Source organism: Devosia sp. YIM 151766, from assembly GCF_030285925.1.
Lineage (GTDB): Bacteria > Pseudomonadota > Alphaproteobacteria > Rhizobiales > Devosiaceae > Devosia.
The window spans coordinates 2,134,538-2,158,171 of the sequence record NZ_CP127251.1 but is presented as its reverse complement, the minus strand read 5'-3'; the positions used below and the strand labels follow the sequence as shown (position 1 = coordinate 2,158,171).

23 protein-coding genes are annotated in these 23,634 nt (G+C 62.7%); 15 read left to right on the top strand and 8 right to left on the bottom strand.

Annotated features, from left to right (window positions below; genetic code table 11):
- The first annotated feature begins 98 nt into the window (after nt 1-98).
- The 6 genes from O9Z70_RS10595 to O9Z70_RS10570 all read left to right on the top strand — a co-directional run bounded on the left by O9Z70_RS10595 (nt 99) and on the right by O9Z70_RS10570 (nt 5,693).
- Entirely contained in the window at nt 99-1,064 is a 966-nt protein-coding gene (locus O9Z70_RS10595) for a carbohydrate ABC transporter permease (protein WP_502870195.1), read from the top strand.
- Nucleotides 1,064-1,909 (top strand): carbohydrate ABC transporter permease, encoded by an 846-nt coding sequence (locus tag O9Z70_RS10590; RefSeq protein WP_286018788.1) that lies wholly within the window; start codon nt 1,064-1,066, stop codon nt 1,907-1,909. The genes O9Z70_RS10595 and O9Z70_RS10590 overlap by 1 nt, the downstream gene beginning before the upstream one ends.
- A gap of 13 nt (nt 1,910-1,922) precedes the next feature.
- Nucleotides 1,923-2,927, top strand: a complete 1,005-nt coding sequence (locus O9Z70_RS10585) for an ABC transporter ATP-binding protein (RefSeq protein ID WP_286018787.1) — start codon at nt 1,923-1,925, stop codon at nt 2,925-2,927.
- 174 nt (nt 2,928-3,101) lie between these two features.
- Nucleotides 3,102-3,890 (top strand): ThuA domain-containing protein, encoded by a 789-nt coding sequence (locus O9Z70_RS10580; protein WP_286018786.1) that lies wholly within the window; start codon nt 3,102-3,104, stop codon nt 3,888-3,890.
- 146 nt (nt 3,891-4,036) lie between these two features.
- Nucleotides 4,037-5,080, top strand: a complete 1,044-nt coding sequence (locus O9Z70_RS10575; RefSeq protein ID WP_286018785.1) for a Gfo/Idh/MocA family protein — start codon at nt 4,037-4,039, stop codon at nt 5,078-5,080.
- 361 nt (nt 5,081-5,441) lie between these two features.
- Entirely contained in the window at nt 5,442-5,693 is a 252-nt protein-coding gene (locus O9Z70_RS10570; RefSeq protein WP_286018784.1) for a GlsB/YeaQ/YmgE family stress response membrane protein, read from the top strand.
- A 131-nt stretch (nt 5,694-5,824) separates the two neighbouring features.
- On the opposite strand, the gene O9Z70_RS10565 is transcribed toward O9Z70_RS10570, so the two are convergent.
- Nucleotides 5,825-7,432, bottom strand: a complete 1,608-nt coding sequence (locus O9Z70_RS10565) for a bifunctional metallophosphatase/5'-nucleotidase (RefSeq protein ID WP_286018783.1) — start codon at nt 7,430-7,432, stop codon at nt 5,825-5,827.
- A gap of 268 nt (nt 7,433-7,700) precedes the next feature.
- On the opposite strand from O9Z70_RS10565, the gene O9Z70_RS10560 reads away from it, so the two are divergent.
- The 4 genes from O9Z70_RS10560 (at nt 7,701) to O9Z70_RS10545 (ending at nt 12,038) form a co-directional block, all read left to right on the top strand.
- Entirely contained in the window at nt 7,701-8,348 is a 648-nt protein-coding gene (locus O9Z70_RS10560) for a ThuA domain-containing protein (protein ID WP_286018782.1), read from the top strand.
- A 66-nt stretch (nt 8,349-8,414) separates the two neighbouring features.
- Nucleotides 8,415-9,269 (top strand): cytochrome b/b6 domain-containing protein, encoded by an 855-nt coding sequence (locus tag O9Z70_RS10555; protein WP_286018781.1) that lies wholly within the window; start codon nt 8,415-8,417, stop codon nt 9,267-9,269.
- Nucleotides 9,266-10,057 (top strand): molybdopterin-dependent oxidoreductase, encoded by a 792-nt coding sequence (locus tag O9Z70_RS10550; protein ID WP_286018780.1) that lies wholly within the window; start codon nt 9,266-9,268, stop codon nt 10,055-10,057. The genes O9Z70_RS10555 and O9Z70_RS10550 overlap by 4 nt, the downstream gene beginning before the upstream one ends.
- Nucleotides 10,058-10,589: 532 nt before the next feature.
- Nucleotides 10,590-12,038, top strand: coding sequence for a DEAD/DEAH box helicase (locus tag O9Z70_RS10545; protein ID WP_286018779.1), 1,449 nt, complete (start codon nt 10,590-10,592; stop codon nt 12,036-12,038).
- Nucleotides 12,039-12,127: 89 nt separating this feature from the next.
- On the opposite strand, the gene O9Z70_RS10540 is transcribed toward O9Z70_RS10545, so the two are convergent.
- Both O9Z70_RS10540 and otsB read right to left on the bottom strand, forming a co-directional pair.
- Nucleotides 12,128-13,540: an alpha,alpha-trehalose-phosphate synthase (UDP-forming) gene (locus O9Z70_RS10540; protein ID WP_286018778.1), complete on the bottom strand. Its 1,413-nt coding sequence runs from the start codon at nt 13,538-13,540 to the stop codon at nt 12,128-12,130.
- A gap of 63 nt (nt 13,541-13,603) precedes the next feature.
- Nucleotides 13,604-14,395: a trehalose-phosphatase gene (gene otsB, locus O9Z70_RS10535; protein WP_286018777.1), complete on the bottom strand. Its 792-nt coding sequence runs from the start codon at nt 14,393-14,395 to the stop codon at nt 13,604-13,606.
- Nucleotides 14,396-14,549: 154 nt separating this feature from the next.
- Here otsB and O9Z70_RS10530 point away from each other — a divergent pair, with 154 nt between their 5' ends.
- Complete coding sequence (locus tag O9Z70_RS10530; RefSeq protein ID WP_286018776.1) at nt 14,550-14,678, top strand: hypothetical protein; 129 nt, start codon at nt 14,550-14,552, stop codon at nt 14,676-14,678.
- A gap of 6 nt (nt 14,679-14,684) precedes the next feature.
- Here O9Z70_RS10530 and O9Z70_RS10525 read toward each other — a convergent pair whose 3' ends face one another.
- The 4 genes from O9Z70_RS10525 to O9Z70_RS10510 form a co-directional block, all read right to left on the bottom strand.
- Complete coding sequence (locus tag O9Z70_RS10525) at nt 14,685-15,308, bottom strand: nucleoside deaminase (RefSeq protein ID WP_286018775.1); 624 nt, start codon at nt 15,306-15,308, stop codon at nt 14,685-14,687.
- A 4-nt stretch (nt 15,309-15,312) separates the two neighbouring features.
- Nucleotides 15,313-16,062, bottom strand: coding sequence for an META domain-containing protein (locus tag O9Z70_RS10520; protein WP_286018774.1), 750 nt, complete (start codon nt 16,060-16,062; stop codon nt 15,313-15,315).
- A 99-nt stretch (nt 16,063-16,161) separates the two neighbouring features.
- Nucleotides 16,162-16,656 (bottom strand): ureidoglycolate lyase, encoded by a 495-nt coding sequence (locus tag O9Z70_RS10515; RefSeq protein WP_286018773.1) that lies wholly within the window; start codon nt 16,654-16,656, stop codon nt 16,162-16,164.
- Nucleotides 16,657-16,659: 3 nt separating this feature from the next.
- Nucleotides 16,660-17,478 carry a bifunctional allantoicase/(S)-ureidoglycine aminohydrolase gene (locus tag O9Z70_RS10510; RefSeq protein WP_286018772.1) on the bottom strand — a complete coding sequence of 273 codons (819 nt, stop codon included), beginning with the start codon at nt 17,476-17,478 and terminating at the stop codon, nt 16,660-16,662.
- 172 nt (nt 17,479-17,650) lie between these two features.
- Between O9Z70_RS10510 and O9Z70_RS10505 the strand changes: the two genes are divergently transcribed.
- Nucleotides 17,651-17,788 (top strand): hypothetical protein, encoded by a 138-nt coding sequence (locus tag O9Z70_RS10505; RefSeq protein ID WP_286018771.1) that lies wholly within the window; start codon nt 17,651-17,653, stop codon nt 17,786-17,788.
- A 5-nt stretch (nt 17,789-17,793) separates the two neighbouring features.
- Here the strand turns inward: O9Z70_RS10505 and puuE are convergent, their stop codons facing one another.
- On the bottom strand, nt 17,794-19,212 hold the full coding sequence (gene puuE / locus O9Z70_RS10500) for an allantoinase PuuE (protein WP_286018770.1): 1,419 nt from the start codon (nt 19,210-19,212) through the stop codon (nt 17,794-17,796).
- 210 nt (nt 19,213-19,422) lie between these two features.
- On the opposite strand from puuE, the gene uraH reads away from it, so the two are divergent.
- Genes uraH through xdhB form a run of 3 tightly spaced genes read left to right on the top strand, consistent with a single transcriptional unit; the run spans nt 19,423 to nt 23,614 of the window.
- Nucleotides 19,423-19,776 (top strand): hydroxyisourate hydrolase, encoded by a 354-nt coding sequence (gene uraH, locus O9Z70_RS10495; protein WP_286018769.1) that lies wholly within the window; start codon nt 19,423-19,425, stop codon nt 19,774-19,776.
- Between the two features lie 3 nt (nt 19,777-19,779).
- The gene (xdhA, locus tag O9Z70_RS10490) at nt 19,780-21,246 is read left to right on the top strand and encodes a xanthine dehydrogenase small subunit (protein WP_286018768.1); all 1,467 of its coding nucleotides are present in this window, start codon (nt 19,780-19,782) and stop codon (nt 21,244-21,246) included.
- Nucleotides 21,247-21,286: 40 nt separating this feature from the next.
- Nucleotides 21,287-23,614, top strand: a complete 2,328-nt coding sequence (xdhB, locus tag O9Z70_RS10485; protein ID WP_286018767.1) for a xanthine dehydrogenase molybdopterin binding subunit — start codon at nt 21,287-21,289, stop codon at nt 23,612-23,614.
- Nucleotides 23,615-23,634 lie beyond the last annotated feature (20 nt).

The window sequence follows — 23,634 nt, the reverse complement described above, 5'->3', positions numbered from 1 at the left end:
AGGACCCAGAAGCGAGGCGGACGGCGGGGTTTTCCCGTCGCCCGCCTCGCGCAATAATGACGATGCGCGTCGGGAGGAAAACGATGGCGACGGAGACGATGGGACTGGCCGCCACGGCGCCGGCCCCCAGGGAGAGGTCGGAGCTGACGCAGCAGCGCTTGAGAGCTGCCCGGCTGTTCCTGATACCGATGTTGGCGGCTTTGGCCGTGGTGGCCGGCTGGCCTCTGATACGCTCGATCTATTTCTCGTTCACCGACGCCTCGCTGAGCAATCTCGATGCCGCCGAATGGTATGGCGTGGGCAATTATCTGCGCTGGTCGGTGCTGGAAAGCGGCACTGTGCGCTATCGCGGCCTGCTGGTCGATCCGGCCTGGTGGAATGCGGTGTGGAACACGGTGCGCTTCGCCTTCATCTCGGTCGCCTTCGAGGCAGTGCTGGGCATGATCGTGGCGCTAGTGCTCAATGCCGAATTCAAGGGGCGCGGCATCGTGCGCGCCGCCATCCTCATCCCCTGGGCCATTCCCACCGTCGTGTCGGCGAAGATGTGGGCCTGGATGCTCAATGACCAGTTCGGCATTCTCAACGATTTGGGCATGCGGCTGGGCCTGCTCAGCCAGAAAGTGGCCTGGACGGCCAATGCGGACACGGCGATGACCGCGGTTCTGGTCGTGGATATCTGGAAGACCACGCCATTCATGGCGCTGCTGGTCCTGGCGGGCCTGCAGATGATCCCCAAGGATATCTATGAGGCCGCCGAAATCGACGGCGTGCATCCGATCAAGCAGTTTTTCCGCATCACGCTGCCGCTGGTGCGGCCGGCGCTGATGGTGGCGATCATCTTCCGCCTGCTCGATGCGCTGCGCATTTTCGACCTCATCTATGTGCTGACGCCCAATAGCGCCTCCACCAAGACGATGAGCGTCCTGGCGCGGGAGAACCTCTTCGATTTCGACAAATTCGCCTATGGCTCGGCCATGTCGACGCTGCTGTTCCTGATCATCGCGGCGCTGACCATCCTCTATATCTGGCTCGGCCAGGTGCGTTTCGACGGAGGAGACCGCTAATGGGCGCGACATTCGATCTGTGGAAATTCACCAAATGGGTGCTGTTCTACCTGCTGGTGGCGGTCATCGTGGTGGTGAGCGTCTTCCCCTTCTATTACGCCGTCCTCACCAGCTTCAAATCCGGCACGGCGCTGTTCCAGATCAATTACTGGCCGACCTCGTTCAGCCTCAATAATTACTTCAACGTGCTCAATACCGGCAGCTTTCCGCGCAACCTGCTGAACTCGGTCTTCATCTCGACCGTGACGGTGCTGCTGGCCCTGTTCCTGGCCATCACCGCCTCCTTCGCCCTGAGCCGGGTGCGGTTCCGGGGGCGGGGGCTGCTGCTGATGACAATTCTGGGGATATCGATGTTCCCGCAAATGGCGGTGCTGGCCGGCCTGTTCGAGGTGATCCGGTTCATGGGCATCTACAATACCCCCTGGGCGCTGATATTCTCCTACACCATTTTCACCCTGCCGTTCACCGTCTGGGTGCTGACCACCTTCATGCGCGACCTGCCGGTGGAAATCGAGGAAGCGGCCATTGTCGACGGGGCGACGCCCTGGGTGATCATCACCCGCGTTTTCATGCCGCTGATGTGGCCGGCGCTGGTGACCACCGGGCTATTGGCCTTTATCGGGGCGTGGAACGAATTCCTGTTCGCGCTGACCTTCACGGCCAGCAACGACACCCGCACCGTGCCGGTGGCCATCGCACTGCTGTCGGGCAGCACGCAATATGAGATCCCCTGGGGCAATATCATGGCCGCGTCGGTGATCGTCACCGTGCCGCTGGTGGTGCTGGTGCTGATCTTCCAGCGCAAGATCGTTTCCGGCCTGACCGCCGGCGGGGTGAAGGGCTAAGGAGTAACAAGAAATGGCAAGCATAGAGCTTCGCAATATCCGCAAGTCCTTCGGCGTCATCGACGTCATCAAGGGCGTGGACCTGACCATCAACAAGGGCGAATTCATGGTCTTTGTCGGCCCCTCGGGCTGCGGCAAATCCACTTTGCTGCGCCTGATCTCGGGCCTGGAGGACATCACCTCCGGCGACATGCTGTTCGACGGGCAGCGGGTCAATGCGCTGGCCCCGTCCAAGCGCGGCATCGCCATGGTGTTCCAGTCCTATGCGCTTTATCCGCATATGAACGTTTACGAAAACATGGCCTTCGGGCTGACGCTGGAAAAGGGCCACAGCAAGGACGATATCCGCAGGCGCGTGGAGAAAGCCGCCGATATGTTGCAGATCGGGGATTATCTCGACCGGCTGCCCAAGCAGCTTTCCGGCGGCCAACGCCAACGCGTCGCCATCGGACGGGCCATCACCCGCGATCCGCAAGTGTTCCTGTTCGACGAGCCGCTCTCCAATCTGGATGCGGCATTGCGGGTGGCGACCCGGATCGAGATTGCCAAGCTGCATGAAGGCATGGCCGAAACCACCATGATCTACGTGACGCATGACCAGGTGGAGGCCATGACCCTGGCCGACCGCATCTGCGTGCTGCGCGACGGCATCATCGAGCAGGTGGGCACGCCCATGGAGCTCTACGAACGGCCGGACAGCATTTTCGTGGCCGGCTTCATCGGCTCGCCGAAGATGAATTTCATCACCGGCGACAAGGCCGTCAATTTCGGCTGCACCACGCTGGGCATTCGCGGCGAACACATGATCATCCGCCAGGACGGCATCTGGGAAGGCACGGTGATCCACACCGAAAATCTTGGCGCGGACGCCTATGTCTATCTCGAAATGGGCACCGAAGAGCCGGTGGTGGTGCGCCTGGAAGGCGCGGCGCAATATGTCAGCGGCGACAGGCTGCGGGTCTCGCCGATGGAGGACAAGATCCATCGCTTCGACGAGGCCGGGAAGCCGATCCGCTAACGTTCAATTTTCGGTGGCGGCCCCGCAACTGTCACCTTTCGCACACAGGCTGCCATTTCCGTCAAGGCGGGAACCTCCGTTGAGCAAACAAGGGTTCCCGCCTTTGTCGGAATGGCGCAAAGACCATCAGACTTTTCCGGCGCCTCCCCGCCGACATTTCATCAGGAGACTATCATGGCAATCCGTACCCTGGTCTGGGGCGAAAACGTTCACGAACAAAAGAACAAGCAGGTCGCCGAAAACTATCCCGAAGGGATGCATAACCAGATCGCGGCGCTGCTGCGTCAGGACAGCAATATAGCGGTGAAGACCACGACGCTGCAGGAGCCCGAGCACGGCTGCACCGAAGAGGCTCTGGCCGATACCGATGTGCTGATCTGGTGGGGTCATGCCGCGCACGACCAGGTGGACGACGGCGTGGTCAAGCGGGTGATGGAGCATGTCTGGCAGGGCATGGGATTGATCGTGCTGCATTCCGGCCACCATTCCAAAGTGTTCAAGGGGCTGATGGGCTCCCCCGCCAATCTGCACTGGCGCGAGGCGGGCGAGCGCGAGCGCCTTTGGGTGGTCAATCCGGGCCATCCGATCGCCAAGGGATTGCCGGCCTATTTCGAGCTCGAATATGAAGAAATGTATGGCGAGCCCTTCACCGTGCCGGAGCCGCTGGAAACCGTGTTCGTCTCCTGGTTCCAGGGCGGCGAAGTGTTCCGAAGCGGCCTGACCTATCGCCGCGGCGCCGGCAATATCTTCTATTTCCGGCCCGGCCACGAAACCTATCCGACCTATCACGACGCCAATGTGGGGCAGGTGCTGCGCAATGCGGTCAACTGGGCCTATAGCGGCGAGCGACAGGCGCAGTTGATGAAGGCGCCCAACAGGCCGGTAAGCGAAGCGATCGAGAAGATCGAGGAGCGCGGGGCCAAGCTGTCGGCGGCGGATCATGCGGGCGAAGTGAAGGTCTAGGCCAGTCTTGCAGGCGTCATTGCTCCCGCAGATCACGCAGGCGGGCCAGTGACGATCATGGTGTAAATGTCGGGACGTCTCGCCTTGCGGGACTGTTCCGGCGGGAATGTAAACATCGGGGCAACATCCCCAAGGAATAGCAGACTATGCGTATCCTCATCCTGGGTACCGGCGGCATGGCCAATACGCATGCCAAGAACTTCGCCAATATCGAGGGCGTGACCCTGGTTGGCGGCGTCGACGTCGAACCGGCGCGCGTCGAGGCGTTTTGCGCCGCCCATAATATCGAGCGCGGCTTCGGCTCGCTGGACGCGGCCCTGGCCTGGGGCGAGTTCGATGCCGTGGCCAATGTGACGCCCGACAGCGTGCATTATCCCACGACCATGGCGGCCCTGGCCGCCGGCAAGCATGTGTTCTGCGAAAAGCCGCTGGCGACCGACCATGCGCGCGCGCTGGAAATGACCGAGACGGCCGAGGGGCTGGGCCTGGTCAACATGGTCAACCTCACCTATCGCAATGTGGCGCAATTGCAGAAGGCGCGGGAAATCGTCAGCAGCGGACAGCTTGGATCGGTCAAGCATTTCGAGGCGAGCTATCTGCAAAGCTGGCTGGTGTCGAAAGCCTGGGGCGATTGGCGCACCGAAAGCCAGTGGCTGTGGCGCCTGTCCAAATCGCACGGCTCGAACGGCGTATTGGGCGATATCGGGGTCCATATCCTGGACTTCGCCGCCTATGGCGCGGGCAGCGATTTTTCGCGGATATTCTGCCGGCTGGAAACCTTCGAAAAGGTCCCCGGCAATGTGATCGGCGAATATGACCTCGACGCCAATGACAGCTTCGCCATGACGGCGCAGCTGGAAAATGGCGCGCTGGGCGTGATCCATGCCTCACGCTGGGCGACGGGACATTTCAACGAATTGCGGCTGCGGGTCTATGGCGAACTGGGCTCGCTCGAAGTGCAGCACCGGCACGACTGGTCCAAGCTCCTGACCTGCCTGGGACCGGATGTCGAGACCGGCACCTGGACCGAAGTGGAGGTCGACCCGGTGCCGACCAATTATCAGCGCTTCGTCGAGGCATGCCGGGCGGGCAAGAACCTCGAACCGAGTTTCCGCCACGCCACCAATATCCAGAAAGTGCTGGACCTGGCGACGGCGACCGACCGGGACCGGATGGAATACGCGGTTTAGAGCTGGACTGCGAGAGAAGCGCTTTGTGTTAAACGGAGGCTCCCACTTTCGCGGGAAGCATTTTATATTGGCAGCTTACTTGGGCGACTGGGTCAGCGCTCCGTCGCTTCCCTCCCCCTTGAGGGGAGGGATTGAGGGTGGGGGTGGCGGAGCGAGGCTGCCGGATGGGCAGGAACCGCAGCACCCCCTCGGGCCTCACATCCCGCGGCAACTTGACTCGAAGTGGCCGCAGCAACGGCAAGCCCGTTCCGCAAGCTGCAGCTCTTTCGTTCACGATCCGAAGACGAGCCAAGATGTGATCGATCTTGCAACCCGGCAGGGGACTTCCGACTTATCCGGTGGACCGAACACGGAGCGTCACATGTCAATCGTCTGGGCTATCATTATCGGCTTTTTCGCCGGCCTCATCGCCAAGTGGGTCACCCCGGGCGACAACAAGCCTTCAGGCTTCATTCTCACCACGGTGCTGGGGATCGTCGGCTCGGTGCTGGCGACCTGGCTCGGCCAGCAGATCGGCTGGTATGGGCCGGGCGACGGCGCGGGCTTCATCGCCTCGATCGTCGGCGCGGTGATCGTGCTGCTGGCCTGGGGCCAATTGGCGCGGCGGACCTGACGGGCCGGCAGTGCCGAGAGGGGCGCCCCGCCCGGGCGGCGGGGCGCTGCCGGTCGGTCGCAGGGCTGCATCCCGACGATGAAAAAGGGCGTCCCGGAGGACGCCCTTGCCGAAATCCGCTGGGATCTCTGCTATTCGATGATGGTGATGCGGCCATCGGTATAGGGGGTGTAGGTGCCGCCCTGCTTGGCGATGAAGTCGGCGACGACGTCTTCAAGCGGCGGGCCGAAATCGTAGGGATTGCTACCTTCGGCAAAGGTGCCGTAACCATCGCCGCCGCCACGCACGTAATTGTTGGTGACGATGATATAATTCGCGGCTTCGTCGATCGGCACCCAGGTGTCGCCGTCGCCCTTGACCAGCACGTCGCTGACGCGGCTGCCGGATGGCTGGGACAGGTCGAAGCTGTATTTGAGGCCGGCGACCTGGGCGAAGCGGCCGGCGCCGTTCTCGACATCACTGACGCCGTTTTCCAGCGCTTCGATGACATCGGCACCGCTGATCTCTACCGTGGCCAGGGTGTTGGAGAAGGGCAGGACCGTCAGCACGTCGCCGATAGTGACCTCGCCCGCATCGATGGAGGCGCGGATGCCGCCGCCATTCTGGAAGGCGATAGTGGCGCCCTGATCGGCAACGCGGTCGAGAATGGCATCGGCGAGCAGGTTGCCCATCGAGCATTCCATGGCGCGGCAGATTTCGCGGGAGCCTTCGATCTTGTCGGTGGCGGTGCCGATGACGGTGGTGGTCATTTCCTCGATCGGGCCGAGCAGGACCGCCAATTGGCTCTTGAAGTCCTCATTGCCGGTGACCGAAGCGTCGATGAGATAGGGTTCGCCCACGGCCGAGGTGACGACGCCGTCGTCGTCCCAGGTGATGGCGATGTCGCCCAGATATTTGCCATATTGATTGGCCTGCACCACCGGCACCTCGATGCCTTCGGGATTGGTGACCATGGTGGGGTAGGGGCCGGCGGCGCCCTCGGCAATATTGGAGAGCAGCGTGTGGCTGTGGCCACCGACGATGACGTCCACCAGCGGCAGGGCGGCGGCGACTTCCAGGTCGAGCGTGTAGCCGATATGGCTCAGCAGGATGATCTTGTCGATGCCGGCGGCATCGAGCGCTTCGGAGGCGCCGCGGACATATTGGATGACGTCGTGGAACTCCACGTCATCGCCCGGCGAGGCGATGTCCGGCGTGTCCTCGGTGGTGGCGCCGATAATGCCAATCTTTTCACCGCCGATCTCGACGACGATGGAGCCCTTGATCTTGCCGCGCAGATTTTCGTCGCGGGTGACGTCGAAATTGCCGCCGATGATGGGAAATTCGGCGGCCTCGATGAATTTCATGAATTCTTCGGGACCATCGTCGAATTCGTGGTTGCCGGTGGCGACCACGTCGAAGCCCATCTGATTGAAGAAGTCCGAAACCACCTTGGACTTGTAGGTGGTATAATAGAGGGATCCCTGGAAATTGTCGCCGGCCGATAAGAGGATGGAATTGCCGTCCGCATATTCGGCGCGGGTATCGTCGATGATGGTCTTGAGACGCGCAATGCCGCCGAAGCATTCGCCGGCGGCATCGGTATCGACGTCACAATTGGAATCGCTGTCCGTAATCGGATCGAACCGCGAGTGGAAATCGTTGATATGCAGGATGTTGAGCGTGAACTCAGCATAAGCGGCGCTGGAGAAGCCGGCGCAGATGGCGAGCGCGGTTGCGCCCAGCAATAGTTTCTTCATCCCTGTTATCCCTTTGCTCTTTGCGGTCGACGTCGCAACGTGCCGGGATGCCGGCAACGGGCCGCGTCGCCAGCAGTTAATCACCTATTTGTGACAGGCGAAAGTGGACCTTCCGGTCAAAATTCTGGCGTACGTGCAGCAAATCCGGACCGGTGCGGCAAGCGCCGCTTCCGGGCTTCGTTCACATCCCGGCCCCGGGCGCGGCAACGGGGTTTCAATAGCGGACGAGTAGGGTATTCTCCGCGCGCTTGATTTGCGGGGAATATTCATGCGCAGTGCTTTGATTGTTTACGGCGGTTGGGAAGGTCACGACCCCGAAGAATGTGCCGCCATCTATCGCCGTTGGCTGCACGAGGACGGCTATTCGGTTCGGACCGCTACGGAAACCAGCGCTTTCGCCGATCCCGCCATTCACGACCTGTCGCTGATCGTTCCGATCTACACGATGAGCAAGATCGCCAAGGAAGAGGTGGAAAATCTCACCAAGGCGGTGGAGAACGGAGTGGGGCTGGCCGGCCATCACGGCGGCATGAGCGACGCTTTCCGCGACTCGGTGGAATACCAGTTCATGGTCGGCGGCCAATGGGTGGCGCATCCGGGCAATATCATCGATTACAATGTCGATGTGGCCAAGCCGGACGATCCGATCATGGCGGGGATCAAGTCGTTTCCCTATACGTCCGAGCAATATTACATGCATGTCGATCCGTCGATCGAGGTGCTGGCGACCACGACCTTTTCGGGCGAGCATGCGCCCTGGATCGAGGGCGTGGTGATGCCGGTGGCCTGGAAACGTCATCACGGCCAGGGCCGGGTCTTCCATATGACGCTGGGCCACCGCGCCAAGGAATTCGAGAATGCCAATATGGCGACGATCCTGCGCCGGGGCATGAATTGGGCGGCCCGCGACGAATAGGCTCAAAGCAAGGTGAGTTGAAACCGGCGCGGTTTTGACATCGTATTGCTCCCGGGAGGTGGCGATATGAGTCACGAGGTGCCCGAGAGCCTGCCGGCGGCCAAGGGGCCGCTGGTTTATCGCCAGTCCGTCTGGACGCGGGTGACCCATTGGGTCTGGGCGATCTGCCTGTTCTTCCTGCTGCTTTCGGGATTGCAGATCTTCAATGCCCATCCGGCCCTGTATATCGGCCAGGAAAGCGGCTTCGAATATGACAATGCGGTGCTGCGTATCGGCTCGGTGAACACGCCGGACGGGCCGCGCGGGCGCACCATATTGTTCGGCCGGCAATTCGACACCACCGGCGTGCTGGGTGTGAGCGGCCCGGAAACCAGTCCGGCCTTCACCGCTTTTCCGGGGATGGTGACCATTCCCTCGTTCCGCGATCTGGCGACCGGCCGGGTGGTGCATTTTTTCTTCGGCTGGCTTTTCGTCGGCGCCTTGTTCGTCTGGTTCGTCGCCAGTTTCATCAACGGCCATCTGCGCCGCGACATTCTTCCCCAGGGTAGCGATGTGAGCGGTTTGCCGGGTGACGTGGTCGACCATGCGCGGTTTCGGTTCCGGCGGGGCCGATCCTATTCGCCGTTGCAGAAGCTCAGCTATTTCATCGTGTTTTTCGTGCTGTTTCCGCTGATCGTGCTGACGGGCCTGACCATGAGCCCGGGCATGGACGCGGCCTGGCCCTGGCTGCTCGATTTGTTCGGCGGGCGGCAGACGGCGCGGAGCGTGCATTTCATGATCATGGTGCTGCTGGTGCTGTTCTTCATCGTTCATCTCATCATGGTGCTGCTGGCGGGACCCCTCAATGGACTGCGCTCGATGATCACCGGCTGGTATCGCGCCGGGCCCGATATGGATGTGCGGGAAGGAGACAGGCCATGAGCCGGCTGATCGTCAATCGCCGCCGCTTCCTGCTCGGCTCGGCCGCCGCCGGATCGGGGCTGATCCTGTCGGGCTGCGACCAGTTCGATTTCCTGGCGCAGCGCGGCAATCCGGTGCGCGAGACAATGGAACAGGCCAATGTGCTGACCTATTCGGCGCAGCGGGCGCTGATCGGCGACCAGGTGCTGGCGCGGGAATATGAGGCAAGCGAAATCCGCCAGGGCATGAAGCCCAACGGCTCGACCGAGCCGACAACGGCGGAATACACCTCTCTGCGCCTGGCCGGCTTCGAGCCCTATCGGCTGCGTATCAAGGGCATGGTGGAGCGCGAAGTGAGCTTTTCGCTGGCCGAATTGCGCAATATGCCGGAGCGTACGCAGATCACGCGGCACGATTGCGTCGAGGGCTGGAGCTGTATCGCCAAATGGACCGGCACGCCGCTGGGCCCGGTGCTGGACCAGGCCGGGTTGAAGCCGAGCGCGCGGTTTTGCGTCTATCACTGCTACGACAATATCCAGCGCACCATTTCGGGCGACATCCTCTATTATACCAGTTCGGACCTGGTGGACGCCTATCACCCGCAAACGATCCTCTCCTATGGGCTCAACGATCAAGTGCTGCCGGTCAGCAATGGCGCGCCGCTGCGGCTGCGGATCGAGCGGACGCTGGGCTACAAACAGCCGAAATATCTCCACACCATCGAATTGGTGGACGATTTGTCGGCGTTCGGGCGCGGCAAGGGCGGCTATTGGGAGGACAACGGCTATGATTGGTATGGGGGGATTTGAGGGAGGGATGGGGGCATTTTGGCGCCACCCGGCAGTCTCGCCCTGGCTCCGCCACCCCCACCCCCACCCTCATTCCCTCCCCTCAAGGGGGAGGGAGGCGCAGGAGCCGGCGGCTTCGTCAAGCCGGAAGCCTCACTGCCAATCGTCACCCTCGCGCTTGACGCGAGGGTGTTACCGGCACCGCAAGAGCCCTCGCGTCAAGCGCGAGGGTGACGATCTGGGTTGGGGAGTGGTGACGCTCGGGGCGGGGTTGATCCTCGAATGCACAATGCTCCCATGCGCTTGTTGTGCTTGCTATTTTTCTGCAACTCCCCCATATGTGCATCACGTCGCGGCAGAATGACCGCTGATGGACTTCTCTTCTTACTCAAGCGGTGAGCAGCGGAGTCGGCCCGGAGACCTGAAAGCGGTCCGGGTTTGAGCCTGCACCCGCGCGATAAATCCCTATCGCCCGATTGCACAATTCAAGAAGCGCTCGCTGCGTGTGCGGTAGGCGTGCGCGCGGTTTCGCGCCATATGAAAGATTAATAGTTTGAACGATTTCATTTCGCTCGGCCTGCCGACGCTGATTACCGACAGCCTGACTGCCGGCGGCTTCACCGAGCCCACTAAAATCCAGAGCCAGGCGATTCCCAAACTGCTCGAGGGCCGGGACGTGATGGGCATTGCCCAGACCGGCTCGGGCAAGACGGCGGCTTTCGGCCTGCCGATCCTGGCCGGCCTGCTCGAACTGACCGGCCGCCCCCGGCCGATGACCACTCGGGCGCTGATCCTGGTGCCGACGCGGGAACTGGCCGTGCAGATCGACGAGAATATCCGCAAATTCGCGGGCTCCAAGATGAAGCTCGATACCGTGCTCGTGCTGGGCGGCGTGTCGCGCTACCATCAGGTGCAAAAGATCGCCAAGGGCGTCGATATCGTCGTGGCGACGCCGGGCCGTCTCAAGGACCTGCTGGACGACAACAAGATCCGTCTGAACGAAACGCGCTGGCTGGTGCTGGACGAGGCCGACCGCATGCTCGACATGGGCTTCATCGCCCCGGTGCGCGCCGTCGCCAAGGCGATCGGGCTGCGCCGGCAGACCATGCTGTTCTCCGCCACCATGGCGGCGGAGGTCGAGGACCTGGCCAAGACGCTGCTGAAGGAGCCGGTCAAGGTCGAGGCGACGCCGCAGGGCTCAACCGTGGTCAAGATCGATCAGCGGGTGATCCTGTCCGGCTCCAAGGCCAAGCGCGGCGTGTTGAACGACCTGCTTGCCGACGAGAAGGAAGGCATGGAGCGCGTCATCATCTTCTCGCGCACCAAGCATGGCGCCGACCGGGTGGCCAAGAACCTAGCGATAGACGGGCATGAGGCGGCCGCCATCCATGGCAATAAGAGCCAGAATGCGCGGCAGGCGGCGCTCAAGGGCTTTGCCAGCGGTTCGGTGCGGATTCTCGTCGCCACCGATATCGCGGCGCGCGGCATCGACGTGCAGGGCATCACCCATGTGGTGAATTACGAATTGCCGGACGATCCGGAAAATTACGTGCACCGCATCGGTCGCACCGGGCGCAATGGCGCGTCGGGCATTGCCATCACGCTGTGCGACGGTACAGAAAAGAGCAAGCTGCGTGACGTGGAGCGGCTGATCCGCCGCACCTTGCCGGTATCGGGCGATGTCAATCTGGTCGAGGAAGTCACGGCGCCGCGCGTGGCGCGCAATGCGCCGGGCGGTCCGGCCGGGGCGCGCAGTCCGCGCAATCCCAAGGCCAATGCGCGCAAGTTCAATACGCCGCGTCCGGGTGGTGAGCGGGTCCGCTCCGGCGCCCCGGCAGCGGGTGAGCGGCGCAATGATGTCCCGGCCAAAGCGGTGCGCCGCGATTCGGAAACCGGCAAGATCATCAGCACCAAGCCCAATAGCGGCAAGGGCGGCAAGCCGCGCTGGACCAAGGGCCAGCGCGATGCGGGCCGGGCCCGCCGGGCGATGGCAAACGCATAAAAAAGGGGCGGTCCTGCGGGGCCGCCCTTTTTGATTGCGGATGGGGCGCCTCTTTCTGGGAGCGTCACCCTCGCGTCGTCAGAAGCGCGCTACGCCACGGAGGCCAGATAGAGAATGTCCCTGGTGGTGGATTTGTCCTGCATGCCCGGCGCCAATCGGGCGAGAAAGCCGAGGGCCCAGTCATCGACATTGTGCTTTCTGGCGGCGGCCATCAGCGCCTGCCAGCGCTGCTGGCGTTCGTCCTGAGGCATGTCGAGGGCGATGCGCAGGGCCTCGGCGGTTTCGTCGGTGTCGAAGGGATTGACCAGCAGCGCCTCCGGGAAGATTTCGGCGGCGCCGGCGAAGCGCGACAGTACCAGAACGCCGGGATCGGCGGGGTCCTGGGCGCCGATGAATTCGTGGGCCACCAGGTTCATGCCGTCGCGCAATGGCGTCACCAACGCGACTCGGGCGAGACGGTAGAGGCCGGCCAGGCTCGGCTGGCCATAGGCGCGTTTCACATAGGTCAGGGGCTGCCAGTCGGGTTCGGCGAATTTGCCCATGACGCGGCCGCATATGGCGTCCAGTGCGTCGCTGGTTTCCTGATATTCCTTGATACTGTCACGCGAGGGCGGCGCCACCTGCAACAGGTGGACCGAGCGGCGCAGGCGCGCATTGTTGGTCAGGAGCTTTTCATAGGCTTCCACACGCTGCGGCAGGCCCTTGGAATAATCGAGCCGGTCGACGCCCAGGATCAGGCGCTGGCTGCCCATGGCCCGCCTCATGCGGTGAATCATCTTGGTTGCGGCGGGGCTGACCGCCAGCCGCGCAAAGGCCTCGGGGTCCGAGCCGATCGGAAAGGCATCCACCTCGGTGCGGCTGAAATCCACGGTCTTGGCGCGATGGCCACCAAAGGTCGAAGACGCTTGATGTTCGGCGAATTCGGTGAAGGCGGACACGTCACGTTTGGCCTGCATGCCCACCAGATCGTAACGCGAGAGATCGCGCATCAATTCCTCGTGGTGCGGGATGGCATAGAGCGCGTCGGGGGTGGGGAAGGGGATATGAAGATAAAAACCGATGCGGTTGCGGGCGCCGAGATTGCGCAATTCGGAGGCCAGAGGGATGAGGTGATAATCGTGCACCCAGACGATGTCGTCGGGCTTGAGCAGCGCCAGCAGCGCGCGGGCGAATTGCTGGTTCACCCGGCGATAGCCTTCATACCAATGGCTCTCGATGGTGGCGAGGTCGAGCCGGAGATGGAAGCTGGGCCAGAGGATGGAATTGGAAAAGCCGGCATAATAGGCGTGGTGATCGTCGCGGGTGAGATCGATCTGGGCGACCGTGAGGCCGTCAATATCCTCGAAGCGCGCCTCCGGGGCAGGTTGGTCGGTGAGCTTGCCGGACCAGCCGAACCAGAAGCCCTCGCGTTCGCTGAGTACCTTTCGCAGCGCCACGGCAAGGCCGCCGGCGGCGGGGCCCTTGCCGGGCGTGCGGTTCGATACGATGACAATGCGACTCATGGGGCCTCTGGCTCCTTTGCTGTTTGACGAAAGAATGCGGCCGCCGCGGCGGCGCGTACAAGGTCAGTGCGTGGTTTCCGCCATGGCCGGATTATCCGATTGATTGCGGTTGGCGATGTCGCCCAGGCCTTGCAGCAGGGCGTAGACCGAGGCCACATCGGCGATGCGCATGCGGGCGGCAGTATCGCCCTCGCCCAGCTTGATGCCGATGCCGCCCAAATCCTGGGCAGCGCGGAAGGCGTCTTCATCGGTGCGGTCATCGCCGATGAAGATCGGCGTACGGCCGGCAAAAGGTTCTTCCTGCATGAAGGCGCGGAGCGCCGCGCCCTTGTCGAAACCGATGGGGCGGGCTTCGAGCACCATCTTACCGGGCACCAGGGTGAATTGAGGATGGTCGAGCAAGGCATCCTGCATGGCCTGATGCACCGCGTTTTCCAATTCGGGTGCCTGGCGGAAGTGCAGGGCGACGGCGCCGTCCTTGGCTTCGACCAGCAGGCCGGGATTGGCGACGGTCAGCGCCTCCAGCGAGTGGGCGATGGCGTCGGCACCGGCAATGATCGCCGCGTCGACTTCTTCGCGGCTGCCGTCGGCGCGGCGGCGCTGGGCCCCGTGGGCCCCGGCCACCGGCAATTGCAGGGGCGACAGATAGCGGTCGATGTCGGCAATCTCGCGGCCGGTCAGGACGGCGAAGGCATTGCCAAAATCGTGCAGCGCCCGGTCGATGCGTCCCGCCAGTTCAGACGGCACTTCGATCGAATCGGGGGTTTCGGCGATCTCGACCAAGGTGCCGTCGAAATCGGTAAAGACGGCGAGCAGGGGAACCGAGCCGCCGGAATGAGCAATCAGGTCGGACATGGAAACTTCCTCGGTTGCAATACTGGCCAGCATTTCCAACGCCGGGAAGCTCAAAAGGTTCGGGCCGCATGGCAGCCATGCGCCTGGCGGGATTTATGCGGGCGGGGGCGAGAGCGTATTGGGGTGGCGGTCAGGCCAAGAGCGAGGTGTCCGAATGGCGCGGGTGAAAGCGGGGTTGCAAATATTCTTCACCGCGCTGGCGATCAGCGTTCTGACCTTTGCTGCGACGTTCGCCGAGGTGCCGCGCAGTCAATATCTGCCAGCGGCGGTGGCGGCGGAATAACCCTGGCTATGCCAGCGGGATGCCTTTATGGCCCTTGTCCTGCTGATAGGTCTTTGAAAGCTCGCCATAAAGCGCGGTGATCTCGTCAAAGCGGGCCATCAGCGCTTCCTTGCCGCTGCGATCGAGGCTGGCGATCATTTCCTGGATGCCATGGCTGGTCCAGAACGAATTGCTGCGATTGTAGAGGTCGCGATCGGGAGAGACTTGCCCGGTTTCCGGTTCCGGCACGGCATAGACCGCCTTGAGAATCTGGATGTCGTAGGGAATGGCGAAGCTGTCGCGGCTGTCCTGATGGCTGAACAGATAATAGAAATTATCGAAGCCCGACCAGGTGATGCCGGAAAGGCATAGCGAGCAGGGCTCGTGGGTGGCCAGGAACAGGCAATCCTTGGCCAGCGGGCGCTGGTCCGCCGGGATTTCGAAGAAGCGCTTGATGGCGTGCATTTCGCCATGCCAGAGGGGATTGTCGATCTCGTTATTGGTTTCGGCCACGACCACCGAGAGATCGGATTTCCGGAGGATCGCCGCGCCGAAGAGTTTGTTGCCGCGGGCGACGCCGGCGGCCGTTACCGGAGCGATATGCTTTTCGATGACGTCGAAAAGGCGTGAAATCAGCGCAGCATTGTCCAAGCCATTATTCCTTCGGGCGAACGAGACCGATCAGCGGCACACCGGCGGCATCGAGCAGGCGCAGGCTGTCGCCATCCAGTTCAAAGGATGCCACAGCGGCGAGCGCGGCGAAATAGGCGCTTTCCTGGGCCATGATGTCGGGTGCGCAGGCCATGCGGGTGGCCGCGGCAGGCCCGAAGGCAATGGCGCGGCCCTCTATGCTGGCCTCGGAGAAATAATTGTTGCAGCCGCCATTGCCACCGGCGCGCTGGTCGGCGGCGATGGACAGCGTCACCGGTCGCGTGCCGATGGCCGGACGCCCGCCAATACTGGTGACCGACCAGATATTGTCGATCAGGTCGGGTGGCAGCAGCGGCAAAGTGTCGAGAGGTTCCCGAGGCACGGATTGCAGCAGGATGTGGACTGGAAGCGCGGCATACGGATCGACGGGGACGGGCGCGGCATTGCGGAACAACGTATGGCCGCCGCTGCGGATTTCCGCGACCAGCCCATAGGCGTCGCCGCTCAGCTTACTGCGGATATTGAGCGAAAAGGCCAGCGGCACCTGGCCGATGACGGGAATATCGGACGAGGCCCCGACGATAGCCGCGCCGGACGGCAAGGCCACCAGCGATATCCGCAATTGCGCGCCTTGGGGCAGGGCGATGCGCTCGCGATAGGTGACGGTGCCGTCAAGCGTGACGGTCTCGGCCATTGCCGGCGCCGCCATCAGCGTCAGCGCCAGGACGATGCGGATGAGTTTGAGGACAAGCATGGATGTCTCCCTGCATTTCCCGTTCAAACTAGCGAATAGCCTGTGGGGTTGCGAGCGGCGGCGTGGATTAGGGTTAGCGGGGAAAGCAGGGCGCTCGTCTTACTGGACGATGCGCCATGGCACCTGGAAATGATGTTCTTCGAGATTATTGCCCTCGCCGCCCCGGTCGACGACGAGAAAGTCGCTTTGCCGTTCCAGTGGGGTCAGTACGCCATGCCAGATGTTCATGGCGATATTGACGCCCTGTCCGGGCGCCGGGCGGAAGGCGCGCAGGCGGGCCGGTTTGCCGGCTTCGTCCTCGGCGGCGATGGCCAGCCAGGGACTGGCGGAGAGCGGATAAAAGGCCTGGCTGCCCAGCGGGTGCCGCTCCACCAGTTTCAGGTCCAGCGGCAAGGCATAGGGCTGGCCGCGAAAGATGGAGATCAGCGGCCGGGGATGAGTGCCACCCAGTTCGACCTTCGCCAGATCATGGTAGCGCTCGGTCATGCCATTATTGATGGGATAATGATGCGCGCCGGCGAGCTGGATGACCTGGCCGAATGGTGCGAAGGCCTCGGCAGTCAGCGGCTCGATATGGATGATGCGATCGGGCATGGCTCAGAAGGGCAGCTTGGCGTGGCGATTGACGTCCTTGTAGAGCAGGTAGCGGAACCGCTGCGGCCCGGCATAACAAGCCTGGGGACAGAAGGCCCGCAGCCACATGAAATCGCCGGCCTCGACCTCGACCCAATCCCGGTTCAGCCGATAGACGGCCTTGCCTTCCAGCACGTAGAGCCCGTGTTCCATGACATGGGTTTCCTCGAAAGGAATGACGGCCCCCGGTTCGAGGGTGACGATATTGACGTGCATGTCGTGGCGGATATCGGCCGGATCGACGAAGCGGGTGGTGCCCCAGGTGTCCCCGGTGTCCGGCATCCAGCGGATCGGCTCGTCCTGCTCATTGGCGACGAAGGCAGGAGGAATATCGACGCCGTCCACCACTTCATAGCGCTTGCGGACCCAGTGGAAACGAGCCGGCGCGGTGCTGCGGTTGACGAGGCTCCATTGGCAGCCCGGCGGCAGAAAGGCATAGCCGCCTTCCTTGAGGGAATGGGCATTGCCGTCGATAGTGAGCGTCACCTGACCGTCGACCAGGAACAGCACGCCTTCGGCTTCCGCATTCGGCTCCGGGCGCTCGCTGCCGCCGCCGGGGGCGACTTCCACGATATATTGCGAGAAGGTTTCGGCGAAGCCGCTCATCGGGCGGGCGATGATCCAGAGGCGGCTGTCGCGCCAATGCGGCAGGTAGGAGGTGACGATGTCGCGCATCACCCCTTGCGGGATCAATGCATAGGCCTCGGTGAAGACGGCGCGGCCGGTATGCAGGGCCATCTGGCCCGGATGACCGGCGGGGGGCGAAGCGTAGGAAGCAGCCATTCTGGTCTCAGGACAAGCAGTAATTCATTCTTGATAGCGCAGTTCGCGCGCCATGGCATCCCATCCGCATGGTTTCGCGTCAGCGACTTCATAAGTGAGAGGGATTTCGCTTTCGTCTCGTTAAGGTTACCCAATCTTCAACATTATCTTCTAGCCTGGACCGATGCGTAGCGTGTCAGCGAATATCGGTGTCCCTCCGCGCCATTGGGTGCAGCACAATCTGCCCTGGCTGGCGGTGCTGGCCATGCTTTTCGGATTCGATGGCGCCGAAGACGACACGCATGCCGATGCGAACGGCCGGCACGGATGAAAATCCTAGGGCAGGATCGCCTGGAGCCTTAGCAGGGCGATCCGCTCCACCTGCGCGCAAGCCGTGGCAAATTCCTCATCCGCCGAATTGGCGAGCCGCCGCTCGAAATTTTCCAGGATCGACGCCTTGGTATGATCGCGCACGGCGATGATGAAGGGGAAGCCGAATTTATCGATATAGGCCTGGTTGAGCGCGGTGAATTTCTCCCGCTCGCCATCGGTCAGGGCATCGAGGCCGGCGGAGGCCTGTTCGGCGGTGGAATCCGCGGTCAGGCGCTTGGCGGCGGCCAGCTTGCCCGCCAGATCGGGATGGGCGCGCAGCACTGCCAGCCGCTCCTCGGCACTGGCCATGCGGAACTGGCTGCGCAGCGCGAAATGCAGGCCGATGGAATTGTCGTTGGCCGGCCCCATTTCGTCTTCCCAGGCGCGTTCGGCGATCCAGGGCGAGTGTTCGAAGATCGAGCCATAAAGCTGGACGAAATCGTCCTTGCCGAGCTGGCTGGGGATGGTTTCGGGCGCGATATAGGGATGCTCCCTGGCCCAGTGCTGGGCGATCTCCAGCCGCGTCGGCACCCAGACCTTGTCGAAGGTCTTGATATAATCGACGAATTTCCTGAGGCCCTGATAGCGACCCGGCTGACCCACCAGACGGCAATGCAGCCCCAGCGACATCATTTTAGGCGAGCCGGCCTGGCCTTCGGCATAGAGGCAGTCGAAGCTGTCCTTGAGGAAGGTGAAATATTCCTCGCCATTGCTGAAACCGGGCGCGGTGACGAAGCGCATGTCATTGGCGCTGAGCGTGTAGGGAATGATGAGTTGCGGCTTGCCGCCAATGACCTTCCAATAGGGCAGGTCGTCGTCATAGGTGTCGGAAATATAGGCGAAGCCGCCGTAATCGGCGACGAGGTCGATAGTGTTGAGACTGGAACGACCGGTATACCAGCCCAGGGGACGCGAGCCGGTGGCAATAGTGTGCAGGCGCACGGCCTCGGCGATCTGGGCGCTTTCTTCAGCCGGCCGCATGTCCTTGTGCTGCACCCATTTGAGGCCGTGGCTGGCAATCTCCCAGCCCGCTTCCTGCATGGCGGCCAATTGGGCGGGTGCGCGCATCAGCGCGGTGGCCACGCCATAGACGGTGACGGGCAGCCTCGCTTCCGTAAAAAGACGATGCAGCCGCCAGAAACCGGCGCGGGAGCCGTATTCATACATCGATTCCACATTGGCGTGACGCTGGCCGGGCCAGGGCGCGGCGCCCAGGACGTCCACCAGGAATGCTTCGGATTCCGCGTCGCCATGCAGGATGCAATTCTCGCCGCCTTCCTCGAAATTCAATACAAATTGTACCGCCACATGCGCGCCGCCGGGCCAGTTGGCGTGAGGCGGATTCTGGCTGTGGCCATGCATATCGCGCGGATAGCGGTTCATTTTACGGTCTCGTCCTGTTTGGGCCGCCGGGAGTGTAGCGGCATCGCGCTGGCGCACAAGATGTACAAAAGTGGACCACTTGGTAAAAAATGTGCATTGCGGTTCGGCTTCATTGGGATAATCTGTTCTCCGGGGAATGAGGATTTTGCGCATTCCGAACCTGGAAGGTGGACCTCACTTTCAGGCGGGGCGCGGAAGGGAGCAGCAGCAATGGCGGGCGGTCGCCTGACGACGCATATACTCGACACCATGCATGGCAAGCCGGCGCGCGGAATGCGCCTGGAACTGCATGTCGTGCATGGCGACCATACCCATCATCTGCTCGACAGCTATAGCAATGAAGATGGCCGCGTGGACCAGCCATTGCTCGCCGACGACCAGTTCCAGCAGGGCGAATTCGAAATCCGTTTCCATGTCGGGCAATATTTCGAGCGGCTCGGCGTCGAGATCGAAACGCCGTTCCTCGATGTTGTACCGATCCGCTTCACCATTTCCGAGGACAAGCATTATCACGTGCCGCTCTTGGTCAGCCCCTTTTCCTATTCCACCTATCGGGGGAGCTGAACCATGGTCGAAATCGCCAATGCCATCCGGTTCCTGCTCAATGGCGAAGAGGTGGCGCTGAAAGATGTGGCGCCCGACCTGACCCTGCTCGACTGGCTGCGGCTGGAGCGGCGCCTGCGCGGCACCAAGGAAGGCTGCGCCGAGGGGGATTGCGGCGCCTGCACCGTGCTGGTCGGCAAGCTGCTGGACGACGAGATCGTCTATGATTCAGTGACGGCCTGTATCCGCTTCGTCGGCAGCCTGCATGGTACGCATGTGGTGACCGTCGAGCATCTGCGCGGCGAGAACGGGGCGTTGCACCCGGTGCAGCAGGCCATGGTGGATCATCACGGCTCGCAATGCGGCTTCTGTACGCCGGGCTTCGTGATGAGCCTTTACGGGCTGTGGATGCGCGATCCCCAGCCGTCACGGACGGCCATCGAAAAGGCCTTGCAGGGCAATCTCTGCCGCTGCACCGGTTATGCGCCGATCATTCGCGCCGGGCAGGCGATATCCGATTATGGCCAGCCGCAGGGCGACCCGCTCTGGGCCGAGCGCATCGCGGTCAAGGACAAGATCAAAGCGCTCAATGACGGGCGCCGGGTCGAGATCGGCGACGGTGGCAACCGGGTCATCATTCCGGCCAGCCTCGACGACTTCGCCGCAGTCTATGCGGAAAATCCCGAGGCGCGGATCGTCGCCGGCTCGACCGATGTGGGCCTGTGGGTGACGAAGTTCATGCGCCATATCGGACCGGCGATCTTCATCGGGCATTTGCAGGAGCTGAAGCGTATCGACGAGAGCGACGGCGAAGTGCGCTTCCATGCCGGGGTCACCTATTCGGAAGCCTTGCCGGTCATCGCGGCCAGATTTCCGCAGCTTCAGGAATTGTGGAACCGCTTTGCCGGCGAACAGGTGCGCAATATGGGCACGATCGGCGGCAATATCGCCAATGGCTCGCCGATCGGCGATACCCCGCCGGTCTTCATCGCGCTGGGCGCCAGGCTGGGCCTGCGCAAGGGCGAGCAGCGGCGCGAGATCAGGCTGGAGGATTATTTCCTCGCCTATGGCAAGCAGGACCGCCAGCCGGGCGAGTTCGTGGAAAGTGTCACGTTGCCGCTATTGCCAGCGGCAGAGACATTGGCCGTCTACAAGATTTCCAAGCGGCGCGACGAAGATATTTCGGCGCTGTGCGGCGCGTTCCGCGTCGCCCTCGACGACAAAGGCATGGTGGAGATGGCCCGCATCGCCTTTGGCGGTATGGCGGCTATTCCCAAGCGCGCCAGCGCCGTGGAAACGGCCTTGCTCGGCATGCCCTGGACGATGGAAAGTGTCGAGGCGGCGCTGCCGGCTTTTGCCGAGGATTACCAGCCGCTCTCCGATATGCGCGCCTCGGCGGAATATCGGCTGCTGGCCGCCCAGAACCTGCTCAAGCGCTTCTATCTGGAGACGCAGGGGCAGGGCGAGCGGCTGAGACGGGAGGTGGCATGATGGAGCTCACCATGGGGACTCCGGCGGCAAAGGTGTGGCCATGAACAAGCATGAGGCCCCTATCGCGCTCGCGGTTTTGCACACCAATACCCGTCATGACAGCGGGCCCAAACATGTCACCGGCACCGCCGAATATATCGACGACATGGCCGAGCCCATCGGTACAATGCATGCCTATCTGGGCCTGTCGACCAGGCCGCATGCGGATATCCTCGCCATGGACCTGTCGGCGGTGGAGGCGGCGCCGGGGGTAATCGGGGTGCTGACCGCCGAGGACATTCCCGGCGAAAACGATGTCAGCCCGAGCCATAAGCATGACGAGCCGATCTTCGCCATCGGCAAGGTGCATTTCTGGGGGCAGCCGGTTTTCGCGGTGATAGCGGAGACGCGCGATGCGGCCCGCCGCGCGGCGCAATTGGCCAAGATCGATTATGGCGACCTGCCCTGGCTTCCCGATGTGCGCGCCGCGCAGGCGGCGGGCGGCGTATTGGTGACCGAGCCGTTGAAGCTGGAGCGCGGCGAGGTGGAGGCCGGGCTCGCCGCCGCGCCGCGCCGGGCAAAAGGCGCCATCGCCATTGGCGGGCAGGACCATTTCTATCTCGAAGGCCAGATCGCCATGGCGGTGCCGGGCGAGGACGACGATGTCGTGGTCCATTCCTCCACCCAGCATCCCAGCGAAGTGCAATTGATGGTCGCGGCCGTTCTCGGGATTCGGCACAATGCCGTCACCGTCAATGTGCGCCGCATGGGCGGCGGCTTTGGCGGCAAGGAAACCCAGGGCAACCTGTTCGCCGCGGTGGCGGCCGTGGCGGCCAAGAAATGGAATCGCGCCTGCAAGATCCGCCCTGACCGCGACGATGACATGCAGGCCACCGGCAAGCGCCATGACTTCGTGGTCGATTACGATGTCGGCTATGACGACAATGGAAAAATCCTGGCGGTGGATGCGGTCTATGGCACCCGGGCCGGCTTTTCGTCCGATCTGTCGGGGCCGGTTTCCGACCGGGCGCTGTTCCATTGCGACAATGCCTACTGGTTTCCCGCCGTGCGGGCGCGCTCCGAGCCGCTTTATACCAATACGGTTTCCAATACCGCCTTCCGGGGCTTTGGCGGGCCGCAGGGCATGATGGGATGCGAGCGCTGGATCGAGGATATCGCCTATGCGCTGGGCAAGGACCCGCTGGATATCCGCAAGGCCAATTTCTACGGCACCGACAAGGATAATGTGACGCCTTACCACCAGGTGGTGGAGGACAATATCATCCATCGCGTGGTGGACGAATTGGAGGCGTCGTCCGATTATCAGGCGCGCCGGCAGGCGATCCTCGCCTTCAACAAGACCAGCACGGTGCTCAAGAAGGGCATTGCGCTGACCCCGGTCAAGTTCGGCATCTCGTTCACCGCGACCTGGTATAATCAGGCTGGCGCGCTGGTTCACGTCTATAAGGACGGTTCGATCCACCTGTCCCATGGCGGCACCGAAATGGGGCAGGGGCTCTATATCAAGGTGGCGCAGGTGGTGGCCGACGCTTTCGGGGTCAATCTCGACAATGTCCGCATCATGGCGACCTCGACCGGCAAGGTGCCGAACACCTCGGCGACGGCGGCTTCGTCCGGCTCTGACCTCAACGGCATGGCCGCCTGGGATGCCTGCGAGCAGATCAAGCGCCGCCTGGAAGCGCATGCCGCCAAGCTCTACGAGGCTGATGCAGCGGACTGCCAATGGGTACAGGGCGGTATGAATGTGGGGCACAAATTCGTGCCCTTCGCCGAGCTGGCGGCATCCGCCTATCTCAATCGGGTGCAATTGTCGGCGGCAGGCTTCTACAAGACGCCGAAAATCCACTGGGACCGGGCGACCGGGCGCGGCCATCCGTTCTACTATTTCGCCTATGGCGCCTCGGTCAGCGAGGTCTCCATCGATACGCTGACCGGCGAATATAGCGTCGACCGGGTGGATATTCTCCATGACGTGGGCAAGTCGCTGAACCCGGCTATCGATATCGGCCAGGTGGAAGGCGGATTCATCCAGGGCATGGGCTGGCTGACCACCGAGGAACTGGTCTGGGACGCCAAGGGGCAATTGCGGACGCACGCGCCCTCGACCTACAAAATCCCGCTGGCCTCCGATGTGCCGCCAATCTTCAATGTCAAATTGGCCGAGTGGTCGGTGAACCGGGAGCCGACGATCGGTCGCTCCAAGGCCGTGGGCGAGCCGCCGCTCATGTTGGCCATGAGCGTGGTCGAGGCGCTGGGCATGGCGGTGGCGAGCGTGGCGGACTACGCCCATGCGCCGCAGCTGGATACGCCGGTGACGCCCGAGCGGGTGCTGATGGGGGTCGAGCGGATGAAAGGGATGAAGGGGTGAGGATTGCGCCGGTTGCATCG

What these genes read in the sequence shown, in the direction of transcription:
- xdhB (WP_286018767.1), top strand. Translation starts at nt 21,287, where the DNA reads ATGAACAAGCATGAGGCCCCTATCGCGCTCGCGGTTTTGCACACCAAT.
- O9Z70_RS10575 (WP_286018785.1), top strand. Translation starts at nt 4,037, where the DNA reads ATGCGTATCCTCATCCTGGGTACCGGCGGCATGGCCAATACGCATGCC.
- O9Z70_RS10590 (WP_286018788.1), top strand. Translation starts at nt 1,064, where the DNA reads ATGGGCGCGACATTCGATCTGTGGAAATTCACCAAATGGGTGCTGTTC.
- O9Z70_RS10580 (WP_286018786.1), top strand. Translation starts at nt 3,102, where the DNA reads ATGGCAATCCGTACCCTGGTCTGGGGCGAAAACGTTCACGAACAAAAG.
- O9Z70_RS10570 (WP_286018784.1), top strand. Translation starts at nt 5,442, where the DNA reads ATGTCAATCGTCTGGGCTATCATTATCGGCTTTTTCGCCGGCCTCATC.
- O9Z70_RS10515 (WP_286018773.1), bottom strand. Translation starts at nt 16,656, where the DNA reads ATGCCCGATCGCATCATCCATATCGAGCCGCTGACTGCCGAGGCCTTC.
- O9Z70_RS10595 (WP_502870195.1), top strand. Translation starts at nt 99, where the DNA reads ATGGGACTGGCCGCCACGGCGCCGGCCCCCAGGGAGAGGTCGGAGCTG.
- O9Z70_RS10550 (WP_286018780.1), top strand. Translation starts at nt 9,266, where the DNA reads ATGAGCCGGCTGATCGTCAATCGCCGCCGCTTCCTGCTCGGCTCGGCC.
- uraH (WP_286018769.1), top strand. Translation starts at nt 19,423, where the DNA reads ATGGCGGGCGGTCGCCTGACGACGCATATACTCGACACCATGCATGGC.
- O9Z70_RS10585 (WP_286018787.1), top strand. Translation starts at nt 1,923, where the DNA reads ATGGCAAGCATAGAGCTTCGCAATATCCGCAAGTCCTTCGGCGTCATC.
- O9Z70_RS10520 (WP_286018774.1), bottom strand. Translation starts at nt 16,062, where the DNA reads ATGCTTGTCCTCAAACTCATCCGCATCGTCCTGGCGCTGACGCTGATG.
- O9Z70_RS10530 (WP_286018776.1), top strand. Translation starts at nt 14,550, where the DNA reads ATGGCGCGGGTGAAAGCGGGGTTGCAAATATTCTTCACCGCGCTGGCG.
- puuE (WP_286018770.1), bottom strand. Translation starts at nt 19,212, where the DNA reads ATGAACCGCTATCCGCGCGATATGCATGGCCACAGCCAGAATCCGCCT.
- O9Z70_RS10540 (WP_286018778.1), bottom strand. Translation starts at nt 13,540, where the DNA reads ATGAGTCGCATTGTCATCGTATCGAACCGCACGCCCGGCAAGGGCCCC.
- O9Z70_RS10510 (WP_286018772.1), bottom strand. Translation starts at nt 17,478, where the DNA reads ATGGCTGCTTCCTACGCTTCGCCCCCCGCCGGTCATCCGGGCCAGATG.
- xdhA (WP_286018768.1), top strand. Translation starts at nt 19,780, where the DNA reads ATGGTCGAAATCGCCAATGCCATCCGGTTCCTGCTCAATGGCGAAGAG.
- otsB (WP_286018777.1), bottom strand. Translation starts at nt 14,395, where the DNA reads ATGTCCGACCTGATTGCTCATTCCGGCGGCTCGGTTCCCCTGCTCGCC.
- O9Z70_RS10560 (WP_286018782.1), top strand. Translation starts at nt 7,701, where the DNA reads ATGCGCAGTGCTTTGATTGTTTACGGCGGTTGGGAAGGTCACGACCCC.
- O9Z70_RS10555 (WP_286018781.1), top strand. Translation starts at nt 8,415, where the DNA reads ATGAGTCACGAGGTGCCCGAGAGCCTGCCGGCGGCCAAGGGGCCGCTG.
- O9Z70_RS10565 (WP_286018783.1), bottom strand. Translation starts at nt 7,432, where the DNA reads ATGAAGAAACTATTGCTGGGCGCAACCGCGCTCGCCATCTGCGCCGGC.